Here is a 21988-nt window from a genome sequence, read left to right on the forward strand (position 1 = left end):
TCAGGAGCCCCACGTGCCTGCCCGATCAGCCCGCCGTGCCGCCGTAGTGCGCGGCCAGCCGCCGCATCCCCTCGTCGATGCTCACCGCGGGACGCCACCCGAGCTCGGTCCGCACGGCCCGCTGGTCGAACCAGTGGGCGGTGGAGAGCTGCTCGGCGAGGAACCGCGTCATCGGCGGTTCGTCGGCGCCGGGTCGCACACGCCAGACGGCCTCGACCAGCCCGCCGGCCGTCCGTGCCAGCCCGGCCGGCACGCGCCACCGCGGCGGTTCGACGCCGCCCGCCCGGCAGATGCCGGTGAGCAGGTCGGCCACCGTGCGCGGCTCGCCGTTGGTCAGCACGTAGGCCCGGCCGCGCACCGCGTCCGGGCGGTCGCCGAGCCGGTCGAGCGCCGCCAGGATCCCCGCGGCCGCGTTGTCGAGGTAGGTGGTGTCGATGAGCGCCGCCCCGTGCCCCAGCAGGGGCAGCCGTCCCCTCGCCGCGCGGTCGATCACCCGCTCGACGAGCTGCGTGTCCCCCGGCCCCCACACGATGTGCGGCCGGACCGCCACGACGCGGAAGTCGTCGTCCCCGGCCGGGGTACCGCCGTCGTCCCCTGGTTGCGAGCGTCCCTGCGCGGCCCCCGACCCCTGATGAGGGCCGGGCAGGGACGCGCGCCCGGCAGGACCGCGGTCGCGGGACAGCGCCAGCACCTCCGAGGTCGCCTTGGTTCGCGCGTACTCGCCGCGCGCCCGCGCCGGGTCGGCCGGCTCCGCGCCGACGCCCACCAGCGACGCCCCGGCGTGCGCTACCGACGGCGACGACACCTGCACGAACCGCCGCACACCCGCCCGCTCGGCGGCATCCAGCAGCACCTCCGTGCCCCGCACGTTGACGCGCTCGAACTCGGCCGGGTCGCCCGCCAGCGACACCTTCGCGGCGAGGTGCACGACGGCGTCGGCCCCGTCCACCGCTCGCGCCACGACGGCGGGGTCGGTCACCGAACCGGCGACGTCCTCGGCACCGGGCACGCCGGACGCGCTGCGCTGCAGGGTGCGCACCTGCTCGCCGCGCTCCACCAGCAGCCGCGCCACCGCGCCGCCCAGCAGCCCCGACGCGCCGGTGACCAGCACGGTCACGGTGCGGACACCCGACCCCCGGCCAGCACGCCCTCGGCCCAGCGGGCGAGCCGCGCCCGGTCGATCTTCGAGTTGTGGCGCACGTCCGTGGGCATCTGCGGCACCACGAGCACGGCCGCGAGCGCCACCGACGACGACGCCCGGACCGCCGCGTCGAGCTCCTGCGGCGCGAGCCCGGTCCGGCGGTCCCGTCGCCCGGCGTCGGCCGGCGGTTCCACCACGGCGACCGCCTGCTGCACCCCGGCGGGGCCGACGCCGACCACCGCCGCACGCCGCACGCCCGGCGCGCGCTCGATCGACTGCTCGGGTCCCACCGGCGCGAGCGGCCCGTCGGCCGTGGTCAGCACGTGCGAGAGCCGCCCCTCGATCCACAGCCGGCCCTCGGCGTCCAGGTGCCCGACGTCCCCCGTGCGGTGCCAGTGCCCGGGCGGCGTGTCCCGCTCGGCGGCGACGTCGGTGAGCCACAGGCGGTCGTAGCGCTCCTTGAGGTGCGGCGCGCGCACCAGCACCTCGCCCAGCACACCGGGCACCTCGGCCGACGACGGCGCCCCGGTCGCCGCGCCGTCGGCGTCCAGCGCGCTGATGGTCACCCCGCCCGCTGCGTCGTCCACGATCGGGCGGCCGACGCACACGCCGTCGTCGGGAGCGGTGGCCGCGGCGCGGATGCCCTCCAGGGTGATGTCGGTGACCAGCATGCACTCCGTCATCCCGTAGGGGGTGTGCGCGGCGGCGTGCGGCATGAGGGCCTGGACCGCGGTGAGCATCTCGGCGCTGATCGGCGCCCCGGTGGACAGGAACGTCTCGACCCGCTCGAGCGCGTCCCGGTCCGCGGCGTCGAGCTCCCCGGCGGTGTCGACCACGTGGAGGATCGCCGCCGGGGAGAGGAACACCATGCGGGCATCCGAGGCGCGCACGGCGGCAGCCACCGCCCGGGCCGTCAAGGTGCGCGGTGCGGACACGTCCATGTCCGGTGTGACCGACCGCGTGCCCAGTGCCGGGCCGAGCAGCGCGAACGGCGCGAACCCGGTCACCAGGCCCGTCTCCGCACCAACCCCGAAGTGCGCGGCCAGCACGTCGCGCAGCGCCGAGAGCCGGGCGTGCGTGTAGACCACCCCCTTGGCCGGACCGGTCGAGCCGGACGTGAAGAGCACGGCCGCCTCGTCGTCAGGCCCGGGTTCGGGTGGCAGGTCGAGCCCCTCGCCCGCACGGGCGACGTCGACCAGCTCGTGGTCCACGCCCAGCGCGCGCCGCCGGACCGGGTCGAGCGGGTCGGCCGAGATCCGCACCCCCGGCCAGCCGAAGGCTCGCGCGGCCGCGAGCGCCGTCGTCCGCCCGACGAGGTACTGCGGCCAGGCGCCCCGCTGCGCACGGGTCAGCCCGCGGACCCCGAGCCCGGCGTCCGCCACGACCACGACCGCGCCGATGCGCAGGCACGCGTAGACCAGCGCCGTGAGCGTCGGGCCCGGCTGGACCAGCAACGACAAGCGGTCGCCCCGACGGACGCCGATCAAGTGCAGCCCGGCGGCGATCCGTCGCACCTGACGGTCCAGCGCCCCCCAGCTCACCGTGGCCGGGCCCGAGCCGGACATGTCGAGGACGGCAGCCTCGGAGCGCGTCGCGTCGTCGCCGGCCCGCTCGTCCAGACCCGCCCACATCGGCCGGAACGCGCTGCCCGACGGCGAGACGGCCGGCCCCGGAGCAGCGGAGGTGCGGTCGGACGAGTCGCGCGCCGACGTCAACCCCGAAGTGGAGGGCCCCCCGGGGCCCGTGAACGCGTCGGCGCGCGACTCGTCCGACCGCACCGAACCCAACCAGTCCAGCACGGGACCCGCGTAGTCCACGTCCTCCGCGATCAGGTGCCCCGCCCCCTCGAACCGGTGGACCCGCGCGTGCGGCAGACGCTCGATCAGGTCGTCGAGGTAGCGGTCGGAGAAGATCGGGTCACGCGGACCCCACAGCAGCAGCGCGGGCACCTTCAGTGCCGCGACGCCCGCTGCGATGCGGTCCAGCTCCGGCCGGCTCGGGTGCTCCGCGGTCGCGGGGATGTCCGCGACGAACCCCTCGATCCCTGCCCGGTCGCCCGCCGTCCGGTACGGCAGCCGGTACGCGTCCGCGACGGCAGACGGCAGGCGGGGGTGCGCCAGCGCGAGCGTCGTCTCCAGGAACGCCCGCGTGGTGCTGGTGCCCAGGCGGTGCACCGGCGGTGCCAGCGCGAGCCGCAGAGCCGCCGGGATCGGCACGTCCGCGGGCTGGTGCACCGCGGTGTTCAGCAGCGCGACACCGGCGAGCAGGTCCGGATGGTCCACCGCCCAGCCGAGCGAGACCACGCCGCCCCAGTCGTGCCCCAGCGTGACCACCGGCCCGTTCAGACCGAGCGCGTCGGTGAACGCCCCCAGACCCGCCACACGCTCGGGCAGCGACCGCACACCTCCGCTGCGCGCCGACAACCCCATCTCGAGCTGGTCGACGGCGACCACCCGCCACGCGTCGGGCACACCACCAGGACGTTCGCCCGTCGCCGCGGCCTCGGCCACCGCCGTCTCCGTCGCGAGGTTCAGCAGATCCCGCCACAGGTAGGACCACGTCGGGTTGCCGTGCACGGCCAGCACCGTGCCCACCGGCTCGATCCCCCGCGCCGCCAGCTCCGGTCCGTTGTCCAGGTAGTGCCACTCGGCCACCCGCCCGTGCGCGGCCGCGCCACCGCCGTCGGGCACGCGCAGCACGTGGCTGAACCGTGGATCGAGTCCGGGCAGACCCGGCGGGACCGTGCCCCCGCCCGAGCTCACCACGCAAGCTCCATCATCGCCGTGTTGATGCCCGAGCCGACACCCATGAGCAGCACACGCTCGCCGGGAGTCAACGAGTCCTGCTGCTCGACCAGCGTCATCGGGACCGACGCCGGACCCACGTTCCCCAGGTGACCGAACGTGGTCGGCACCACCGAGCGGTCCAGCCCCACGGCCTCCACGATCGCGTTCGTGTGCACGCGCGAGACCTGATGGGTGATGTAGCGGTCCATCGCACCCCAGCTCCAGTCGGCCGTGGCGTCCTTCCAGGCGTCGACCACCAGCTCCAGACCACCCTCGAGGAGCCCCTGGGCGTCGGTGAACATGCCCTCCGTGCTGCCCACACACATCAGGTGGTGCTGCGTCGCGGCCCGCGTCACGCCGCCAAGCACACGGTGGCCCTGCGGATGCTCGTCCGCACGGCCCAGCACCGCCGCGGCAGAGCCTGAGCCGAGCGTCAACGACGCGAACTCCGTCATGAAGTCCTCGCGGCTGACGCCGTCACGCAGCAGGCGCTCGACCGTCACGTCCTGGATGTCGTCGGCGTCCTCGCCCGCGACCACCATCGCGTACCGCACCTGCCCCGACTCGATCATCCCGGCCGCGATGCTCATGCCGTTGATGAAGCCCAGGCAGGCGTTCGCCACGTCGAAGTTCACCGCCGAGCTCGGCAGCCCCAGCCCGTGGTGCAGCCCTACCGCCACCGACGGCTCCAGGTGCTTGCGCGTCACCGAGGTGTTGATGAGCAGGCCGACGTCGTCCGGCTCCACCCCCGCGGCGTCCAGCGCCTCGACGCCCGCCGCGATCGTCGCGGTGTTCGCGTCCTCCCCCGGACCCCAGTTGCGCCGGGCCTCCACGCCCGCGACCCGTTCCAGCAGCGTGACCGGGAGCTTCAGGCGCGACAGAGCCGGCGCCAGGCGCTCCTGCACCTCGGCGGAGGTCGTGACCCGCGACGGCAGCCGGCTCGTCACGGACAGCAACGCGACGTTGGCGAACCTGGTGGTGGCGTTTCCAGACACTCGAGCTCCAGACATCCGGCCGCTCGAGGCGCCGGAACGACGATGATTCACCGGCTCCCGGGGGCGGGCTCCGGCTCGGTGGGCGTGTCGACACCCGCTCTCGAGGTTATGACGCTCGGGGCCTCGTCGCCGTTCCGGACCACGCTGTGGATCACGACACGTCACGACGCGCCGTGCCGGGTCCTAGCCTGGTCCGGTGACCACGCCGCTCCCGCCGTTCGCGTCCGACAACTACGCCGGCACCCATCCCGAGGTGCTCGCCGCGATCACCGCCGCCAACGCCGGGTTCGCCGTCGCCTACGGGGACGACCCGTGGACGGCACGCCTCGGCACCCGCGTCGCCGAGGTGTTCGGCCCCGGCGCGGTCGCGTTCCCGCTGATCAACGGCACCGGCGCGAACGTCGTCTCCCTCATGGCGCTGTCGGAGCGCTGGGGCGGCGTGGTGACCTCCGACGTCGCGCACGTCAACACCGACGAGAACGGTGCGCCCGAGCGGGTCGGCGGGCTCAAGATGCTGCCCTGCCCCTCGGTGGACGGGCGGATCGAGCCGTTCCACGTGGAACGGTGGGCCGGGCAGCGCCACGACGTGCACCGCGCCCACCCCGGTGTGCTGTCACTCACACAGTCCACCGAGCTCGGGACCGTCTACTCCGTCGAGGCGCTGCGGGCGCTGACCGACACCGCGCACTCGCTCGGCATGGCGGTGCACGTGGACGGGTCACGGCTCGCCAACGCTGCCGCCGCGCTCGGCTGCTCCCTGCGCGCGCTCACCACCGACCTCGGCGTCGACGTCGTCTCGCTCGGCGCCGCCAAGATCGGCGGCATGATCGGCGAGGCCGTCGTGGTGCTCGGGCCGGACGACGCCGCCCCCGGGTACGACGGCGCAGGGTACGACGGCGCTGGGTTGCGGCGGCGCGCGGCCGCCGCGGTGCCGTACCTGCGCAAGTCGACGATGCAGCTCGCGTCGAAAGCGCGGTTCGTCTCGGCACAGCTCCTGGCGCTGCTCGGAGAGCCGGGTACGCCGGTGGGCGGCGGCGTCGCGGCGGAACCGGTCGCGGCGGGTGCCGCAGGCGCCGCGGGCGCCGGTGCCCGCGGCACCGGTGTTCTCGGCGCAGACACCGCCGTCGAACCGCTGTGGTGGCGCAACGCCGTGCACGCCAACGCGATGGCGGCCCGGCTGCGGGACGGCCTGGACGCCGCCGGGGCGCTCGACCCGGCACCGGGTGGAGCATCCGCGCCGGAGGTGAGCTCCGCCGTCGGCGGCGTGCGCATCACGCGGCCCGTCGAGGCGAACGCGGTGTTCGCGACGTTGCCGAGAGTGGCGGCCGACCGGGTGCGCGAGCGGGCGCGGTTCTACGACTGGGCTCCCGGCGAGACCCCGGACCGGGTCGAGGTGCGCTGGATGTGCTCGTGGGACACCCCGGCCGCCGCGGTGGACGCGTTCGTCGAGGCCGTCGTCACCGCCCTGTGATGCGTTTTACCGATGTCGGCAATCCGTGTCGAGATCGGTAGTGCGCACTACCGATCTCGACACGGATTGCCGACATCGGTAGAACGGCACACGGGTCAGGATGGGAAGGGCAGCAACGGGTCGATCCGCGCAGCACGCCGCACGTCCCCGGGGAACGCCGCGACGAGCTTGCGCATCGCTCTGACGGAACCGTCCTTCGCTGTGAAGCGCAGCGGCCGCACACCGGTCGCGGCAGTGATCGCATCGTCGCGAAGCTTCTCCGCGAACCGTGCCGCGTCCGCGTCGTACTCCGCCCCGAAGGCCCCGTCGACATACTTGATCTGACCGTCGAACTCGGCGAGCACGCCGTGGTCGAGCCAGCCGAGGTCCACGCGGTACAGCCCTTCCGCGGTCTCGACCGGCAGCTGTGTCCGCGGGCGCGGGAGGCCCGCATGCGCCGCGAGATAGCGGATGAACGACTCCCAGGCGGACTCGGCCCCAGGGTCGGCCAGGCTGAGAAGATGCCTCGCGATCGCCCGCCCTCTCTGCTTGTTCCTCCGCTCCACGTGCTCGCGCACCCGGCCCTCGTCGAGCCCGTTCGCCAGTGCGCCGTCGAGCAGGACGAGCCCGTCCAGCGGAGGCATGGTCCGCAGGCAGTCGGCCACGGTCTCGGCGCGGTCCGTCACCGGGATGTCGTCGACCGTCGCGACCGTCAGCGGCAGCGGGCGCCGTCGGACGATGTCCTGGGCGGCAGCCTTGCCGGCCCGATATGCCTGCAGCACGTGGATCTTCGCGGGAGACCGCCAGCAGCGCATGCCCCAGAGGAGCGCGGCGCTGTCATGGCTGAAGACGTGCTCAGCACGCAGCTGGCGGTGGACAGCGCGGATCCGGTCGAGCGCCCGCTTGCGTTCGGCGACCGCCCGCGCGTCCTTGCTCGGTTGCTTCAGCCGGTAGGCGCCGTGGCGCAACCTCTCGATAGAGCCGTTCCGGAGCGCTTCACGAAGACGGAGGCGGTGATGCTCGCGTGCGATGAGAATCTCGGTCGTCATGCAGGCACCTTGGCGCCGGCCGACGGTGCGCGCGGCGCCTCCGCGCTGCCCTGTGGACGACCGCCACAGTGGACCGCCGAGAACCGTTGCGCGGCCTGCGGGCGACCGCTCTCCACCGGCAGCCTCCAACGTTTTGCCGATGTCGGTAGTTCGTGTCGAGATCGGTAGTGCGCACTACCGATCTCGACACGAACTACCGACATCGGTAAAACGGCCAGAGCGGAGCGGAACGGTCTCGCAGAGCGGAACGGACACGCCGGACTGGACGGCCGCACGGAACCGGGACGCCCGATTCGGCCGGGTCACGACCGGCGCGTTACGGTCGTGCTGACAGGCCGCGACGGGGCGGCCCGCCCGCTCACCAGCCCAGGAGCCGCCATGACGACCGAGCACGCCACCGGGTTCACCGCCACCGCCTCGACCCACGTCGCCGAGCCGCCGGAACGGGTCTGGAACGAGCTGATGCACCCGGGCGCCCGCTGGATGCTCGGCGCCAACATCGAGACCGACTTCCGACCCGGCAGCCCGATCACGTTCGAGGGCCACTTCTTCGGCCGCCAGTTCGCCGACAAGGGCCAGGTCATCGCCGTCGACCGCCCGCACCTGCTGCACTTCACGCACTACTCGCCGCTCAGCGAGCTCCCCGACGTCCCCGCGAGCTACCACGAGATCCGCATCACCCTCGTGGCCGACGACGGCGGCACCCAGGTGACGGTGCAGCAGGGCAACATCGACACCGCCGAGCACGCCACCCGCTCCGAGCAGCACTGGCGCGACGCCCTCTCCACGCTCGCGCACCGGGACTCGGCCCCGACCTCGGGCCCGTGAGACGCCGGACGGCCGCGCTGGTCGCGCTCACCTGCGCGGCCCTCGCCGCCTGCGGCGGCCCGGGGTCGCAGCCCGCACCGACCCCCGCCCCCGAGCGGCCCGGCCCCGGCAGCGCGACCGGTCCCTCGCCGTCGGGCACCCCGGTCCCGCTGCCCTCGCCGTCCGCGGTGCCCGACGGCGGCACCCCGGACCCGCAGGACCCTGCGGCCGGGTGGAGCATCGAGCAGAAGGTGGGCCAGCTGCTCGTGGTGGGGACACCCGCCGACGCCGCGACCGTGGGGGACGCGACCCGGACGGCGATCGAGGACCACCACGTGGGCAACGTGTTCCTGCACGGCCGCAGCGAGGCGGGTCTCGAGGCGACGCGCGGGCTCGTGGAGTCGGCGATCGGCCTGGCGCCGGACGACGCGCCGCCGATGCTCGTCGCGACCGACCAGGAGGGCGGGTCGGTCCAGGTGCTGCGCGGTCCCGGCTTCTCCGAGCTGCCGCGGGCGACGGAGCAGGCGACGTGGGACGCCGAACGGCTCGAGGAGGAGGCCACCGCCTGGGGCGCCGAGCTCGCGGACGCGGGCGTCAACCTCAACCTGGCGCCTGTGATGGACCTCGTGCCGGCCGACAACCAGTCCGCCAACGCACCGATCGGCTACTTCTCGCGCAACTACGGCAACACCGCGCAGTCGGTGGTGCGCTCGGCGACCGCGTTCTCCGCAGGGATGCAGGCCTCGGGCGTGGAGCCCGTGATCAAGCACTTCCCCGGCCTGGGGCACGTCACCCGGAACACGGACACCACCGAGCGCGTGACCGACGACTCGGTGACCGCAGGCTCCGCGTCGGTCGAGGTCTTCGCCGACGGGATCGACGCCGGAGCGCGGTTCGTCATGCTCTCGAACGCCGTCTACACCCGGATCGACACGGAGAACCCGGCAGCCTTCTCCCCGGCGGTGGTGGGGCTGCTCCGCGAGGACCTGGGCTTCGACGGGGTAGTCGTGACCGACGACGTCTCGGCGGCCGCGGCGGTGACGGGCCTCGCCCCGGCGGAGCGAGCGCTCGAGGCCGTCGGCGCCGGTGCGGACCTCGTCCTGGCGTCCGCGGACCCGACGGTCGTGCCCGCGATGGCCGACGCGCTCGTGGCCCGGGCCCAGGACGACGCCGAGTTCGCTGCGAAAGTGGATGCCGCCGTCGGACGGGTGCTGACCGCCAAGGCCTCGCTCGGGGACTAGCGCCCGAGCCGCTGCCGGACGACGAAAGGCCTCCCGTGGCGGGAGCGGCAACGCGCCCCGGCCCCCCGGGAGGCCTTCGTGGTGTCGCGCGGGACGCGACGCCGGTGTCAGATGCGCGAGGTCCCCGCGGTCCGACCGCCGACCACCGTGGAGGTGGAGGGCACCACGACGCGGTACTTGACGCGCTTGCTCGTGGAGAACTTGTACGTCGCCTTGCCCTTCTTGTTGAGCTTGACGGTCTTCTTGGTCTTCCACTTGCCGCCGACCTTGTGCTGGATCTTGACCTTCTTGCCCGCGTAGGGCTCCCAGGCCTTCTTCGACGTGTACTGCTTGACGCCGACCTTGACGGTCTTCTTCTTGCCGTTGGCCTTCACGTGGACGACGTTGCCGTACTTGAGCTTGCCGTCGATCGCGGACTTCATCTTGAACGAGCCGCCCGAGACCTTCGTGTCCTTGTAGGTCTTGGAGTCGTAGACGACGCGGACGTTCTTCACCTTGAACTTGCCGCGGCCCCAGGACGACTTCGCCGTGAGGTAGCCGGTGAGGTTCTTGCCGCCCGGGTACGCGTAGCCGAGGTCCACCTTGGACGCCACGCGCTTGCTGCCGCGGTACACGTCACCGTAGATGTCGGCCCAGCCGTCGAGGCCCGAGATCTTCGCCTTGGTGGTGATCCGGTAGTACTTCGTCTTCGAGCTGATGGCGGCGCCGCCATAGCTGGGCTTCACCGACACCGAGGTGACGTTGACGGGCGAGCTCGTCGCGGCCGAGGCGGGTGCCACGAGGCCACCGAGCAGGAGCGAGGCCGCTGCCACCGTCGTGGCGGCAAGCTTGAGTGCTGTGCGCATGGAGATCCTTCCAGAGGGTCGATTCCGGTGTCGGCCCCGTGACGGACGCTCCGAGTGCGCGTGCAGGCGTGCTGGCAGGCCGCTGACCCAACCAGAGAACCTTTCCCACGCGCAGCTCGGGCTACGTCGTCGGCCCGGCTCTGGCATGCGCCATCGGCGAGGCTTGCGACCTGACGCGCAGGATCTTAGACGCACGCGGGCCTGGATCGCCCTCGGTCCCAGCATGCGGCGCGTCGCGCCGGGATTTCACCCGCTCGGGCTCAGGAGTGCCCGCCGGCCGCGAGGAAGACCAGACCTGCCGCGACCGCGCCGACGACCGTGCCGAAACAGAGCAGCGCGCCGACGAGCCGGGCGGGCGAGGGCCGCGCGATGACGACCGGGCCCTTCGTGTCGGTGGACGTCCGACGGCGCTGCGCGGCGTCCGGGTCCTCCTGCGAGGTCCCGGCCACGAGACGCAGCCCCAGCGCGAACAGCGCGGGGATGCCCGCACCGAGGACGAGGCCCGCCACGACCACCTGGCCGAGAGCGCTCCACTCGACGAGTCCGTTCATGACTGCCTCCCCTTGCCGTCGGTGCTCGTCGCGCCCGAGCCGGTCGTCGAGATCGCGGATGCCATCGCCGAGGCCCGGCGCTCCTCGACGACAGGCCCGACCTGCGGCTCGCCGACCTCGCCCGTGGTCGCCACGGACGTCCGCAGGCGGGCGCCCTTGGCCTCGTCCCACTCCTCGTTGACGTTGTTGTGGTCGACCGGCTTGCGCCGCGAGGCCACCCAGATGGCGATCGAGGTGCCGACCAGCAGCGCGAAGACCAGCAGGGTGCCGAAGAACCCTCCGACGACGTGCTGGATCCAGAAGCACACCGCACCGACGAGGCCGGCCGCCGGCAGCGTCAGGCCCCACGCCGCGAGCATCCGGCCGGCGACGCCCCAGCGCACCTTCGCGCCGGGCATGCCGACACCGGAGCCGAGGATCGAGCCGGTCGCCACGTGCGTCGTGGACAGGGAGAAGCCGAAGTGGCTCGAGAGCAGGATCACCGCGGCGGACGACGTCTCGGCGGCCATGCCCTGGCGGCTGTCGATCTCGACGAGGCCCTTGCCGAGCGTGCGGATGATCCGCCAGCCGCCCAGGTAGGTGCCGAGCGCCATGAAGAACGCGCAGGAGACGATCACCCAGAACGGCACGCTGGAGTCCGCGGGGACGGCGCCGGCGGTGATGAGGGCCAGCAGGATGATGCCCATCGACTTCTGGGCGTCGTTCGTGCCGTGCGCCAGGGACACCAGCGACGCGGAGCCCACCTGGCCCCAGCGGAAGCCCCGCGTGGTGACGTCCTGCGAGACGCCGCGGGTCAGGCGGGCCACGAGGAAGGTGCCCACCGAGGCCACACCGATCGCGATGACCGGCGCCAGCAGCGCGGGCAGGAGCACCTTGGACAGCACGCCGGACCAGAGGACGCCGGAGGTGCCGGCGGCAGCCAGCACCGAACCGATCACACCGCCGACGAGGGCGTGCGACGAGCTCGACGGCAACCCGAACAACCAGGTGAGCAGGTTCCACACGATGCCGCCCACCAGCCCGGCGAAGACGACTTCGAGGCTGATCGCGCCGGCGTCCACGAGACCCTTGGCGATCGTCGCGGCCACGGCCAGGGAGAGGAACGCGCCCGCCATGTTGAGCACGGCGGACAGCAGCACGGCCGCCCGGGGCTTGAGCGCGCGGGTCGCGATGGACGTCGCCATCGCGTTGCCGGTGTCATGGAAGCCGTTCGTGAAGTCGAAGGCCAGAGCCGTCACGACGACGAGCACGAGCAGGAGCGTCTCGGTCACCCGTCCATGGTGGGGCTGCCGATGAACTGCACGCGACCATCGTCCGAGCACACGGTGAACTGTTCCTCATCTGTTCACCTTCTGTTAACTTTCTGCGAGCCCCAGCGTCTGCAGCGTCCACGCGTGCTCGAACGCGATCTCCTCCCAGCGGGCATAGCGCCCGGACACCCCGCCGTGACCCGCCGACATCTCGATCTTGAGCAGCGCCGGCGCCCCCGCGGCCCGCAGGCGCGCCACCCACTTGGCCGGCTCGACGTACAGCACCCGCGTGTCGTGCAACGACGTGACCGCCAGGATCCGCGGGTAGTGCGAGGCGTCGTCGGGCACGTTCTCGTACGGCGAGTACGAGCGCATGTACTCGTACACCTCCGGGTCGGCGAGCGGGTTGCCCCACTCCTCCCACTCCACGACGGTCAGCGGCAGCGACGGGTCCAGGATCGAGGTCAGCGCATCGACGAACGGCACCCCGGCGAGCACGCCCGCGAACTTCTCCGGGGCCAGGTTCGCGACCGCACCCATGAGGAGCCCGCCCGCGCTACCGCCGTCGGCCACCATGCGCTCCGGCGTCGTCCAGCCCGTGCCGACCAGGTGCTCGGCGCACGCCACGAAGTCCGTGAACGTGTTGCGCTTGCGGTCCAGCCGGCCGCCCTCGTACCAGGCGCGGCCCATCTCCCCGCCGCCCCGCACGTGCGCGACGGCGAACACGACCCCGCGGTCCAGGAGCGACAAGCGCGGCACGCTGAAGTAGGGGTCCATGCTGATCTCGTAGGCGCCGTAGCCGTAGAGCAGCAGCGGAGCCGGGTCCGCCCCGGTGCCCGCGGCGTCGAGCGTGACCGCGTCACGCTTCCAGACGAGCGAGATCGGCACCCGGGTGCCGTCCTCGGCCGTCGCCCACTCGCGGCTCTGGGCGTAGTCGCGCGGGTCGTAGCCGCCGAGGACCTCCTGGCGCTTGCGCACCACCCGCTCACCGGTCGCCAGGTCGATGTCGTAGACCGTGGGCGGCGTGACGAACGACGTGCCGTGCACGCGCAGCGCCGGCGTCGCGAACTCCGGGTTGGCGGCCAGCTCCGCCGAGTGCAGCGGCTCGTCGAACTCCAGCTCGCGCGCGGTCCACGGCACGCCCGGCACCAGCCCGTCGAGCGCCACGACGGCGACGCGCGGCGTGGCGTCGCGGCGCACGGCGAGCACCACGTGGGTCGAGAACGCGTCCACCGCCTCCAGCCGCACGTCCGGGTCGTGGGGGACGACGACGGCGGCCGCGGCGGGGTCCGCCGGCCCGGCCCCGGCGGGGGGCACCTCGGCGGTGACCAGCTCGAAGTTCTGCGCCCGCTCGTTGTGCAGGATCAGGAGCGCCGGACCACGACCCGGCAGCAGCGTGGGCTCGACCGTGTACTCGACGCCCTCGCGGCGCTCCCACACCACCCGGAACTCCCCCGCCGGGTCGTTTGCCTCGAGGATCCAGGACTCGCTCGTGCTCTTGGACCCCAGCTCGATCTGCAGGAACCGGTCGTCGCGGGAGAGGCCGACACCGAGCCAGAAGCGCTCGTCCGGCTCCTCGAGGACCATGACGTCGTCGCTCGCCGGTTGCCCGACCTCGTGCCGCCAGATCCTGTCCGGCCGCCAGGCGTCGTCGACCGTCGGGTAGAAGACGTAGCGCCCGTCCGGGCTGATGACCGCGCCGGGGAACGTCTGCTCGATCGTGTCCGGCAGGTCCGCGCCCGTGGTCAGGTCGCGCACCCGCACCGTGTAGCGCTCGTCGCCGGTGGTGTCCACGGCGTAGACCAGTCGGCCGCCGTCCCCGGAGACCGCGAAGGAGCCGAGCGAGAAGAAGTCGTGCCCCTCGGCCTCCGCGTTCTGGTCCAGGAGCACCTGCTCGCCGGCGGGGACCTCGCCCGGATCGAGCGACGGCGGGGTCCAGTCGTCCGGGCCCGAGACCGGTACGCGAGCGTGCAGCGGGTACTGCTGACCCTCGACGGTGCGCACGTAGTACCAGTGGTCGCCCTGGCGGACGGGCACCGACAGGTCCGACTCGAGCGTGCGGTCCTTGATCTCGTGGAAGATCCGGTCGCGCAAGGGTTCCAGGTGGGCGAGCTGCGCCTGCGTCCAGGCGTTCTCGGCCTCGAGGTGCGCGATCACCTCCGGGTCGTCCGCGGCGCGCAACCACTCGTACTCGTCGACGAACGTGTGGCCGTGATGGGTGCGCTCCGTCGGGCGGCGGTCCGCCACCGGAGCGCTCGGCGCGGGACGCGTGTGGGTGTCGGGGGCTGCGGGCTCGGGCCGGACCGGTCTGGGCTGGGCGGGAGTGACGTCGTCGGGCACCCGACCAGCGTACGGCGCAGGGCGGACAGCAGGGCTGGACCTTTGCCGTCGGTCACGGGAGCCTCGATGGTCACGTCTCTGCAACGGTTTGCTCCCGCAGGACCGCCGGAGCCGCGCGATGCCCCGATATCACCCGTTCGCGTCATCCCCGTGTGACACAGGGGTGTCGTCCACGTCACAGTGCGCCGCTACACTTCCCGCACGTTCGTACCGCTCGCCGGTCAATGGGGGCTTCAGCACGCCTACATGGTCGGCACCGGTGCGGTCGCGTCCCGGGGTGACCCGGGGCATCTGACCTTGACCCGACGGAGGACCCCGTCCGATGACAGCGGACCGACCCACCATCACGAGCCGATGGAGCCGCCTGCTCGCGGCGATCGCGCTCGTGCTCCTGCCCGCGATGCTCGTCGCACCACCAGCGACGGCGAGCACCGACGACGCATCCTGCGAACCTGACGACGAGACGGCCTGCGTGGCCGCGATGGTGCTGACCGCCGACAACGACCACGTCGGTGACGTGGCGATCACCGTGACCGGCGAAGGCTTCAGCGCGGACCTGACCACGACGGCGGACGGACCCGTCGCGGTCGCCGTCCCCGGCACCGGCCGCTTCACGGTCGAGATCGACCCGGGCACCCTGCCCGCCGACCAGCCGCTGCCCGACGGTGCGGAGACGCAGGTCGAGGTACCCGCCCAGATCGGTGGCACGGCCCGGGCAGCGTTCCGGGTCGGCGCCGAGGCCGAGGTCCCGGCCTCGCCGACCGCCACGGACGGCGACGCCGGTGCGGGGGCCCCCGCCACGACGGACGACGAAGGCGTGGAGGCCGCGCCCGAGGGCGACGCCTCCCAGCGGGCGTTCTCGCTCTCGCAGGTCTGGCAGCAGATCGGTTCCGGGCTGCGGTTCGGGCTCCTGCTCGCGCTGGCGTCGATCGGGCTCAACCTGGTCTTCGGCACCACGGGGCTGTCGAACTTCGCGCACGGTGAGCAGTTCGCGCTCGGTGCCGCGCTCGGCTTCATCTTCATCAACCAGCTGGGGATGTCCATCTGGGTCGGCGGGCTGCTGACCATCGCGCTCTGCGCCCTGACGGGTGCCGCCCAGGACGCGGGTATCTGGCGCCCGCTGCGCAAACGCAACGTGCCGGTGATGCAGCTGATGATCGTCTCCATCGGGCTCTCGATCACGCTGCAGTACGTGATCCAGCTGCTGATCGGTGGTGGTTCCGAACGCATCCTGTCCCAGAATCCGCGGCCGCTGACGATCGCCGGAGTCACCCTGAGCATCGCGTCCTGGGTCTCCATGATCGTCGCACTCGTGTGCATCGTCGCCATCGCGTTCTTCCTCACGCGCACCCGGTTGGGTCAGGCCACCCGCGCGGTGTCGGACAACCCCGCGCTCGCGTCCGCCACCGGCATCGACCCCGACAAGGTCATCCGCGTCGTGTGGATCATGGCGACCGGCTTCGCCGCCCTCGCCGGACTCATGTGGGGCATCTCCTTCGGATCGTTCAACTGGCAGCTCGGTGTCCAGCTTCTGCTGCTCATGTTCGCGGCCGTCACGCTCGGCGGTCTCGGGACCGCCTTCGGCGCGATGGTCGGCTCGCTCCTCATCGGGCAGGTCGTGGAGCTGTCCAACCTCGTGATCCCCAGCGACCTGCGCTACGCCTCGGCGCTGGTGATCCTCATCCTCGTGCTCCTGTTCAGGCCGCAGGGCATCCTCGGCCGCTCCGAGCGGGTCGGCTGAAGGGAGCTAGAAGACCATGGAAGACTTTCTCCGCATCCTCACGCAGTCGCTCGGCGAGATCCTCGCCCCGACGACGGCGGCGTACGCCATCGCTGCCATCGGACTGAACCTGCACTTCGGGTACACGGGCCTGCTCAACATGGGGCAGGCCGGCTTCATGCTCCTCGGGGCGTACGGGTTCGCCATCACCCTCATCGCCGGGGGGCCCATCTGGCTCGCCGTCCTGGTCTCCCTCGCCGCGGGCACCCTGTTCGCCCTCGTGCTGGGCATGCCCACGCTCCAGCTGCGAGGCGACTATCTCGCCATCGTGACGATCTCCGCCGCCGAGATCGTCAGATGGCTCGGCAGGTCCACCCTCTGGCAGGAGTGGACCGGGGCCTCGTCCGGCCTGCAGGGCCGGCACTACAAGGACCCGTACCTCGAGCTGTCGCCGCTCCCCGAGGGTTTCACCACGCTGGGGCCGTTCGAGTACATCAACACCGGCTCCGACTCGTGGTGGACCCGCATCGTCGCCTGGGGTCTGGTGATCCTGCTGCTGCTGTTCGTCTGGCTCATCACGCGCAGCCCGTGGGGCCGCGTCCTCAAGGGGATCCGCGAGGACGAGGACGCCGTCCGCGCACTGGGCAAGAACGTCTACTCGTACAAGCTCCAGGCCCTGGTCCTCGGTGGTGCGATCGGCTCGCTGGGTGGGGTGGTCTACGCACTCCAGCTGGCCATCTCCCCCGACTCGATGGGCGGCCGCACCATGACGTTCTTCGTCTGGACCGTCCTCCTGCTCGGTGGTGCCGCCACCGTGTTCGGGCCGGTGCTCGGCTCGATGATCTTCTTCACCGCGTTCATGTTCATGCGGACGGGCATGCGTGCCCTGTCCGAGGGCACCGCGGTCGGTGAGGTCATCGACCCCACCACCGTGGAGCAGATCGGCGGCATGGCCGTCGGCATCACGCTGATGCTCCTGGTGATCTTCCGACCCCAGGGCATCCTCGGGAACAAGAAGGAGCTGGCGTTCAATGCCCGTTGACGAGACCACGACAGCCGCAGCCGAGATGCTGCGCTCCGTCGAGCACGTCCCCGGTGCTGCCAAGCCGGACCCGCTCGTGGTCGCCGACCACGTCGTGCGCAAGTTCGGCGGCATGACCGCCGTCGACGTCGACCACCTCGAGGTGCAGGAGGGCGTCATCACGGCGCTCATCGGGCCCAACGGTGCCGGCAAGACCACGCTGTTCAACCTGCTCACCGGGTTCGACACCCCGAACACCGGGGAGTGGAGCTTCCAGGGCACGTCCCTCCACGGCAAGAGCGCAGCCGCCGTCGCGAAGTCCGGCATGGTGCGCACGTTCCAGCTCACCAAGGCGCTCTCGCGCCTGACCGTGCTGCAGAACATGCTCCTCGCGTCGACCAGGAACCCCGGCGAGAGGCTCGCGCTCTCCTGGCTGCCGTTCCTGTGGAAGAAGCACGAGGCCCAGGCCACCGCCAAGGCGATGGAGATCCTCGCCCGGTTCAGGCTCGACAAGATGGCGGACGAGTACGCCGGTTCGTTGTCCGGCGGCCAGCGCAAGCTGCTCGAGATGGCACGGGCCCTCATGACCGACCCCAAGATCGTCATGCTCGACGAGCCGATGGCCGGCGTGAACCCCGCGCTCGTGCAGTCGCTCCTGGGCCACGTCCAGGCGCTGCGGGACGAGGGCATGACCGTCCTCTTCGTCGAGCACGACATGCACGCCGTACGGCACATCTCCGACTGGGTCGTGGTCATGGCCGAGGGTCGCATCGTGGCCGAGGGGCCGCCCAGCAGCGTGATGAAGGACCAGGCCGTGGTGGACGCCTACCTCGGCGCCCACCACGACACCGACCTCGGGGACGACGCGCTGCTCGATCCTGAGGTGCTGGCCAGGCTCGAGGCCGAGGAGGAGAAGCGATGAGCACGACCGCAACCCGAGACGCCGGTCTGACCTCGGACCGCGACATGGAGTCGAAGGATCTCCTCCTCCACGCGGACGACCTCGTGGCCGGTTACCTGCCGGGGGTGAACATCCTCAACGGATGCTCCCTGAAGGTCGCCAAGGGTGAGCTGGTCGGCATCATCGGCCCGAACGGGGCCGGGAAGTCGACGCTGCTCAAGGCCCTCTTCGGCCTCGTGAAGATCCACTCCGGCACCGTGACCCTGGAGGGCAGGGAGATCACGGGCATGAAGGCCAACAAGCTCGTGGCCAACGGCGTCGGTTACGTGCCCCAGAACAACAACGTGTTCCCCTCGCTCACCGTCGCGGAGAACATGCGGATGGGCACCTACCTCAAGCCGAAGACCTTCGCGGACCGGTGGGAGTTCATCGGGGACCTCTTCCCCGTGCTGCACGACCGCTCCGGGCAGAAGGCAGGCGCGATGTCGGGCGGGGAGCGCCAGATGGTGGCGATGGCCCGCGCCCTCATGATGAACCCGTCCGTCCTGCTCCTGGACGAGCCCTCGGCGGGCCTCTCCCCGGTGCGCCAGGACGAGGCGTTCCTGCGCACCCGGATGATCAACAAGGCCGGTGTCTCGGTGATCATGGTCGAGCAGAACGCCCGCCGCTGCCTGCAGGTCTGCGACCGCGGCTACGTGCTCGACCAGGGCAAGGACGCCTACACCGGCACCGGGCGCGAGCTGCAGGCCGACCCCAAGGTCATCTCGCTGTACCTCGGCACCCTCGCGGAGGACGTCGACGACGCAGCGGCCGCAGGGGTGGAGCCGGAGTCCTCGACGGAGACGTCGACATAGCGGGACGCCGGGACGGCCCGGCGCATCGACGGACCGAGACGCCGGGACGGCCCGGCGCATCGACGGACGACGACGGCCCGGCCGCCTCCGTGGTGGAGGCAGCCGGGCCGTCGCGCGGCGGTGCGCCGGGCGGGTCAGATCGTCAGATCTGCCCCTCGATCTGACGCACGTACTCGTACTGGTTGTCCTCGCCGTACTCGTAGATGCCGATGAAGGCCGACGACGGGTCGTTGGCCTCGTTCAGCGGACCGGTGCCCGAGGGACCCGTGTAGTGGATCTCCTCGCCGGCCTCGAGCGCAGCGACGCCGTCGGCGAACGTGGACACCTCGGTGCCGCCCTCCGCACCCGAGACGGCGCGGATGTTCTCCGCGATCGTCGGGCCGTCGGTCGCCCCGCCCCGCACGGCGGCGAGCGCGGCGAGCATCGTGGCGTCGTAGGACTCGGCGGCGTAGGAGTAGCCGTCGAGTTCGCCGCCCTCGTTCTCGGAGTACCAGCTGTTGAGGCGCTCCTTGAAGTCGTCGTCGGCCTGCGCACCCGGCAGGGTGCCCTGGACGCCGGTGAGCGTCCCCTCATCGAACTCGTAGTCGTTCGACAGGTTGCCGTCGGTGAAGTACGTGGTGCCGTCGAAGTCCCAGCCCTGCGCCACGAGCTCGTTGACGGCCGCCGTCGTCTCCTCGAAGGCGATGACGACCAGGGCGTCGGGGTCCGTGGCCAGAGCGGCGGAGACCTGCGAACCGAAGTTCGTCTCACCGGGCGGGAACTCCTCGCCGGCGCCGTTGGCGCCGTAGACGACGGAGCCGCCGCCGGCCTCGATCGCAGCCTGCGTGTGGTCACGCAGACCGGTGCCGTAGGCGTCGTTGAGGACGATCATCGCGACGTCCTGGTGCCCGCCGTCGAGGATGAGCGAACCGAGCGCGGAGCCCTGGACCGTGTCCGGCGGCGCCGTGCGCGAGTAGAACTCGCTGTAGTCCGACAGGTCGGCGGACGTGTTCGCCGGCGAGATCATCATGATCTGCGCCTCGACGTAGGTGTCCACGACACCGAGGGTCACGGAGGACGACGCGGCGCCGACCACGGCGTCGACGCCCTTGCTGATGTGGTCGGTCGCCGTCGAGTTGGCGGTGGTCAGGTCGGTGTTGTCGCCCGAGTCCCCCCACTCGACCCGGACCGGGTTGCCGAGGACGCCGCCCGCGTCGTTGATGTCGGCGATCGCGAGGCCGACGCCGGCGATCTCCGGCGGGCCGAGGAAGGAGAGGGTCCCGGTCACGGGGAGCGTCGTGCCGATGGTCAGCGGCTCGGCGTCGGCCGCCGCCTCGTCGGTCGTCTCCTCGGCGGTCGAGTCGCCCTCGGGCTCCGCGCCGGAGGAGCAGGCCGCAAGGCCCAGGGTGAGGGCTGCTGCAAAGGCGATGCCCTTGGCAGCCGTCATGCGTCGATTCATGTGCTTCCCCTTCGGGGTCGGACTTCCCACGGCCACTCAATGCCGCATGTAGTGGCGCTGAACGTAACCCGATTGTGTGACGGGGATGTGACAGTTGCGGCAGATCTGCAGGATCGTGACGAACCTGTTATGTACCTCACACCTGGGCGCGGTGTCCCTCCCGGGACACCCGGTTCTCAGGCGCGGAACTGGGTGAAGTCCGCGGAGGCCGGGTCGGAACCGGTCCGGCCCGACGCGCCGGCGTCGAGCCCCGAGACGGCGGCCATCTGCTCCTCGTCGAGCTCGAACGCGAAGAGGTCGATGTTGCTCGCCTGCCGCTCCGCGGACAACGACTTCGGGATGACGATCGTCCCCTGCTGGACGTGCCAGCGCAGCACCACCTGGGCCGTCGTGACGCCGAGCGAGGAGGCGACCGACTCCACCGCGGGAGCCTCCAGGTCAGCACCGCGGCCGAGCGGCGAGTAGGCCTCGACCGCGATCCCGAGCTTGCGGCACGCGGCCTGCACGTCGAGCTGCTGGAAGGTCGGGTGGACCTCTATCTGGTTCACGGCCGGGACCACGTCCGACGCGCTGACCAGGCGCTCCAGGTGGTCCGTCAGGAAGTTCGAGACGCCGATGGCTCGCACCGCCCCGTCGGCCAGCAGCTTCTCGAACGCCTTCCACGTCTCGACGTAGAGGTCCTTGCCGGGCATCGGCCAGTGGATCAGGTAGAGGTCGACGACGTCGACGTCCAGCGCTCGCCGCGAGTCCTCGAACGCCCGCAGTGCCGAGTCGTAGCCCTGATCACCGTTGCGGAGCTTCGTGGTGACGAACAGTTCCTCACGCGGGATGTCTGATGCGCGCAGGGCCGCTCCCACACCGGCCTCGTTGTAGTAGCCCGCGGCGGTGTCGATGTGACGGTAGCCGCGCTCGATCGCCTGCTCCACGTTCGCCTGCGTGCCGTCGTCGGGCACCTGGAAGACGCCGAGGCCGACCTGCGGGATCCGGACACCGTTGTTCAGGGTGATACTGGGAACAGTCATGCACAACATTGTGTCTTGTGCTGGTGCGATGGCGCGCGCTCGCGTACGGTTGAGGCTGTTGCAGTGTGTTGCTCGTACCGGGACGGTCTTCCGTCCTGCGTCGACGAGGTTGTGTCGTCAGGATTGACGCAGCGGAGTCGGCGGACCTTGGTCTTTCAAGAGTTGACGACGAACACCGTGATGAGCGCCCCCGACAGTCGGGGTCGCCGACTCTTGAAGGAGTACCCCATGGCCACCGGAACTGTGAAGTGGTTCAACAGCGAAAAGGGCTACGGCTTCATCGCCCCCGAGGACGGCACCGCTGACGTGTTCGTTCACTTCTCCGCGATCCAGTCGCAGGGCTACCGCTCGCTGGAGGAGGAGCAGAAGGTCGAGTTCGACGTCACGCAGGGCCCCAAGGGCCCGCAGGCGGAGAACGTTCGCCCGGTCTGATCTCACGCGTGACGGTCGCCTGACGGCGGCCCTCTCCTCGTGCGGACGGCCCGCACCCGTTGCCTCAGGGCAGCAGGTGCGGGCCGTTCTTCGTCTCCGGGCTGATCGCCGTCCGCCGGGAACCAGCGCCCGGCACCGCGCGTTC

The 21988-nt window shown here is 71.7% G+C and carries 18 protein-coding genes; 8 read left to right on the top strand and 10 right to left on the bottom strand.

Translation table 11 applies throughout. The annotated features are described in order from the left end of the window. Window positions 1-25 precede the first annotated feature (25 nt). The 3 genes from ACWAT2_RS07920 to ACWAT2_RS07930 are packed head-to-tail and all read right to left on the bottom strand — an operon-like array spanning window position 26 to window position 4922. Window positions 26-1117, bottom strand: a complete 1092-nt coding sequence (locus ACWAT2_RS07920) for an NAD-dependent epimerase/dehydratase family protein (RefSeq protein ID WP_402374603.1) — start codon at window positions 1115-1117, stop codon at window positions 26-28. Continuing rightward, window positions 1114-3906: an alpha/beta fold hydrolase gene (locus ACWAT2_RS07925; protein ID WP_402374605.1), complete on the bottom strand. Its 2793-nt coding sequence runs from the start codon at window positions 3904-3906 to the stop codon at window positions 1114-1116. The genes ACWAT2_RS07920 and ACWAT2_RS07925 overlap by 4 nt, the downstream gene beginning before the upstream one ends. Beyond that, window positions 3900-4922, bottom strand: a complete 1023-nt coding sequence (locus ACWAT2_RS07930; protein ID WP_402374607.1) for a 3-oxoacyl-ACP synthase III — start codon at window positions 4920-4922, stop codon at window positions 3900-3902. The genes ACWAT2_RS07925 and ACWAT2_RS07930 overlap by 7 nt, the downstream gene beginning before the upstream one ends. A gap of 196 nt (window positions 4923-5118) precedes the next feature. Here ACWAT2_RS07930 and ACWAT2_RS07935 point away from each other — a divergent pair, with 196 nt between their 5' ends. Further along, window positions 5119-6393: a threonine aldolase family protein gene (locus tag ACWAT2_RS07935; RefSeq protein ID WP_402374609.1), complete on the top strand. Its 1275-nt coding sequence runs from the start codon at window positions 5119-5121 to the stop codon at window positions 6391-6393. 95 nt (window positions 6394-6488) lie between these two features. Here ACWAT2_RS07935 and ACWAT2_RS07940 read toward each other — a convergent pair whose 3' ends face one another. Further along, window positions 6489-7421 carry a hypothetical protein gene (locus tag ACWAT2_RS07940; RefSeq protein WP_402374611.1) on the bottom strand — a complete coding sequence of 311 codons (933 nt, stop codon included), beginning with the start codon at window positions 7419-7421 and terminating at the stop codon, window positions 6489-6491. Window positions 7422-7799: 378 nt separating this feature from the next. Here ACWAT2_RS07940 and ACWAT2_RS07945 point away from each other — a divergent pair, with 378 nt between their 5' ends. Together ACWAT2_RS07945 and ACWAT2_RS07950 are read left to right on the top strand one after the other, a co-directional pair. Then, the gene (locus tag ACWAT2_RS07945; RefSeq protein WP_402374613.1) at window positions 7800-8249 is read left to right on the top strand and encodes an SRPBCC family protein; all 450 of its coding nucleotides are present in this window, start codon (window positions 7800-7802) and stop codon (window positions 8247-8249) included. Further along, window positions 8246-9469, top strand: a complete 1224-nt coding sequence (locus ACWAT2_RS07950) for a glycoside hydrolase family 3 N-terminal domain-containing protein (protein WP_402374615.1) — start codon at window positions 8246-8248, stop codon at window positions 9467-9469. Before ACWAT2_RS07945 ends, ACWAT2_RS07950 begins: the two co-directional genes overlap by 4 nt. A gap of 107 nt (window positions 9470-9576) precedes the next feature. Here the strand turns inward: ACWAT2_RS07950 and ACWAT2_RS07955 are convergent, their stop codons facing one another. The 4 genes from ACWAT2_RS07955 to ACWAT2_RS07970 all read right to left on the bottom strand — a co-directional run bounded on the left by ACWAT2_RS07955 (window position 9577) and on the right by ACWAT2_RS07970 (window position 14362). Then, entirely contained in the window at window positions 9577-10314 is a 738-nt protein-coding gene (locus ACWAT2_RS07955; protein WP_402374617.1) for a hypothetical protein, read from the bottom strand. A gap of 260 nt (window positions 10315-10574) precedes the next feature. Then, window positions 10575-10865: a hypothetical protein gene (locus ACWAT2_RS07960; RefSeq protein WP_402374619.1), complete on the bottom strand. Its 291-nt coding sequence runs from the start codon at window positions 10863-10865 to the stop codon at window positions 10575-10577. Then, window positions 10862-12136 (bottom strand): inorganic phosphate transporter, encoded by a 1275-nt coding sequence (locus tag ACWAT2_RS07965; RefSeq protein ID WP_402374621.1) that lies wholly within the window; start codon window positions 12134-12136, stop codon window positions 10862-10864. Before ACWAT2_RS07965 ends, ACWAT2_RS07960 begins: the two co-directional genes overlap by 4 nt. 84 nt (window positions 12137-12220) lie before the next feature. Beyond that, window positions 12221-14362, bottom strand: coding sequence for a S9 family peptidase (locus ACWAT2_RS07970; protein ID WP_449768915.1), 2142 nt, complete (start codon window positions 14360-14362; stop codon window positions 12221-12223). 415 nt (window positions 14363-14777) lie between these two features. On the opposite strand from ACWAT2_RS07970, the gene ACWAT2_RS07975 reads away from it, so the two are divergent. The 4 genes from ACWAT2_RS07975 to ACWAT2_RS07990 are packed head-to-tail and all read left to right on the top strand — an operon-like array spanning window position 14778 to window position 18951. Continuing rightward, window positions 14778-16196 carry a branched-chain amino acid ABC transporter permease gene (locus tag ACWAT2_RS07975; RefSeq protein ID WP_402374625.1) on the top strand — a complete coding sequence of 473 codons (1419 nt, stop codon included), beginning with the start codon at window positions 14778-14780 and terminating at the stop codon, window positions 16194-16196. Between the two features lie 16 nt (window positions 16197-16212). Next, window positions 16213-17217 carry a branched-chain amino acid ABC transporter permease gene (locus ACWAT2_RS07980; protein WP_402374627.1) on the top strand — a complete coding sequence of 335 codons (1005 nt, stop codon included), beginning with the start codon at window positions 16213-16215 and terminating at the stop codon, window positions 17215-17217. Next, complete coding sequence (locus tag ACWAT2_RS07985; protein WP_402374629.1) at window positions 17207-18118, top strand: ABC transporter ATP-binding protein; 912 nt, start codon at window positions 17207-17209, stop codon at window positions 18116-18118. Before ACWAT2_RS07980 ends, ACWAT2_RS07985 begins: the two co-directional genes overlap by 11 nt. A 44-nt stretch (window positions 18119-18162) precedes the next feature. After that, window positions 18163-18951 (top strand): ABC transporter ATP-binding protein, encoded by a 789-nt coding sequence (locus tag ACWAT2_RS07990; protein ID WP_402375106.1) that lies wholly within the window; start codon window positions 18163-18165, stop codon window positions 18949-18951. Window positions 18952-19093: 142 nt separating this feature from the next. Here ACWAT2_RS07990 and ACWAT2_RS07995 read toward each other — a convergent pair whose 3' ends face one another. Next, complete coding sequence (locus tag ACWAT2_RS07995; protein WP_402374631.1) at window positions 19094-20377, bottom strand: ABC transporter substrate-binding protein; 1284 nt, start codon at window positions 20375-20377, stop codon at window positions 19094-19096. 188 nt (window positions 20378-20565) lie between these two features. Next, a complete protein-coding gene (locus tag ACWAT2_RS08000; RefSeq protein ID WP_402374633.1) occupies window positions 20566-21411 on the bottom strand; it encodes an aldo/keto reductase in 846 nt (281 codons plus the stop codon). Window positions 21412-21639: 228 nt separating this feature from the next. Here ACWAT2_RS08000 and cspE point away from each other — a divergent pair, with 228 nt between their 5' ends. Beyond that, window positions 21640-21843 (top strand): transcription antiterminator/RNA stability regulator CspE, encoded by a 204-nt coding sequence (cspE, locus tag ACWAT2_RS08005; protein ID WP_106265512.1) that lies wholly within the window; start codon window positions 21640-21642, stop codon window positions 21841-21843. Window positions 21844-21988: the final 145 nt, after the last annotated feature.

Source organism: Isoptericola sp. GX10416, from assembly GCF_056590155.1.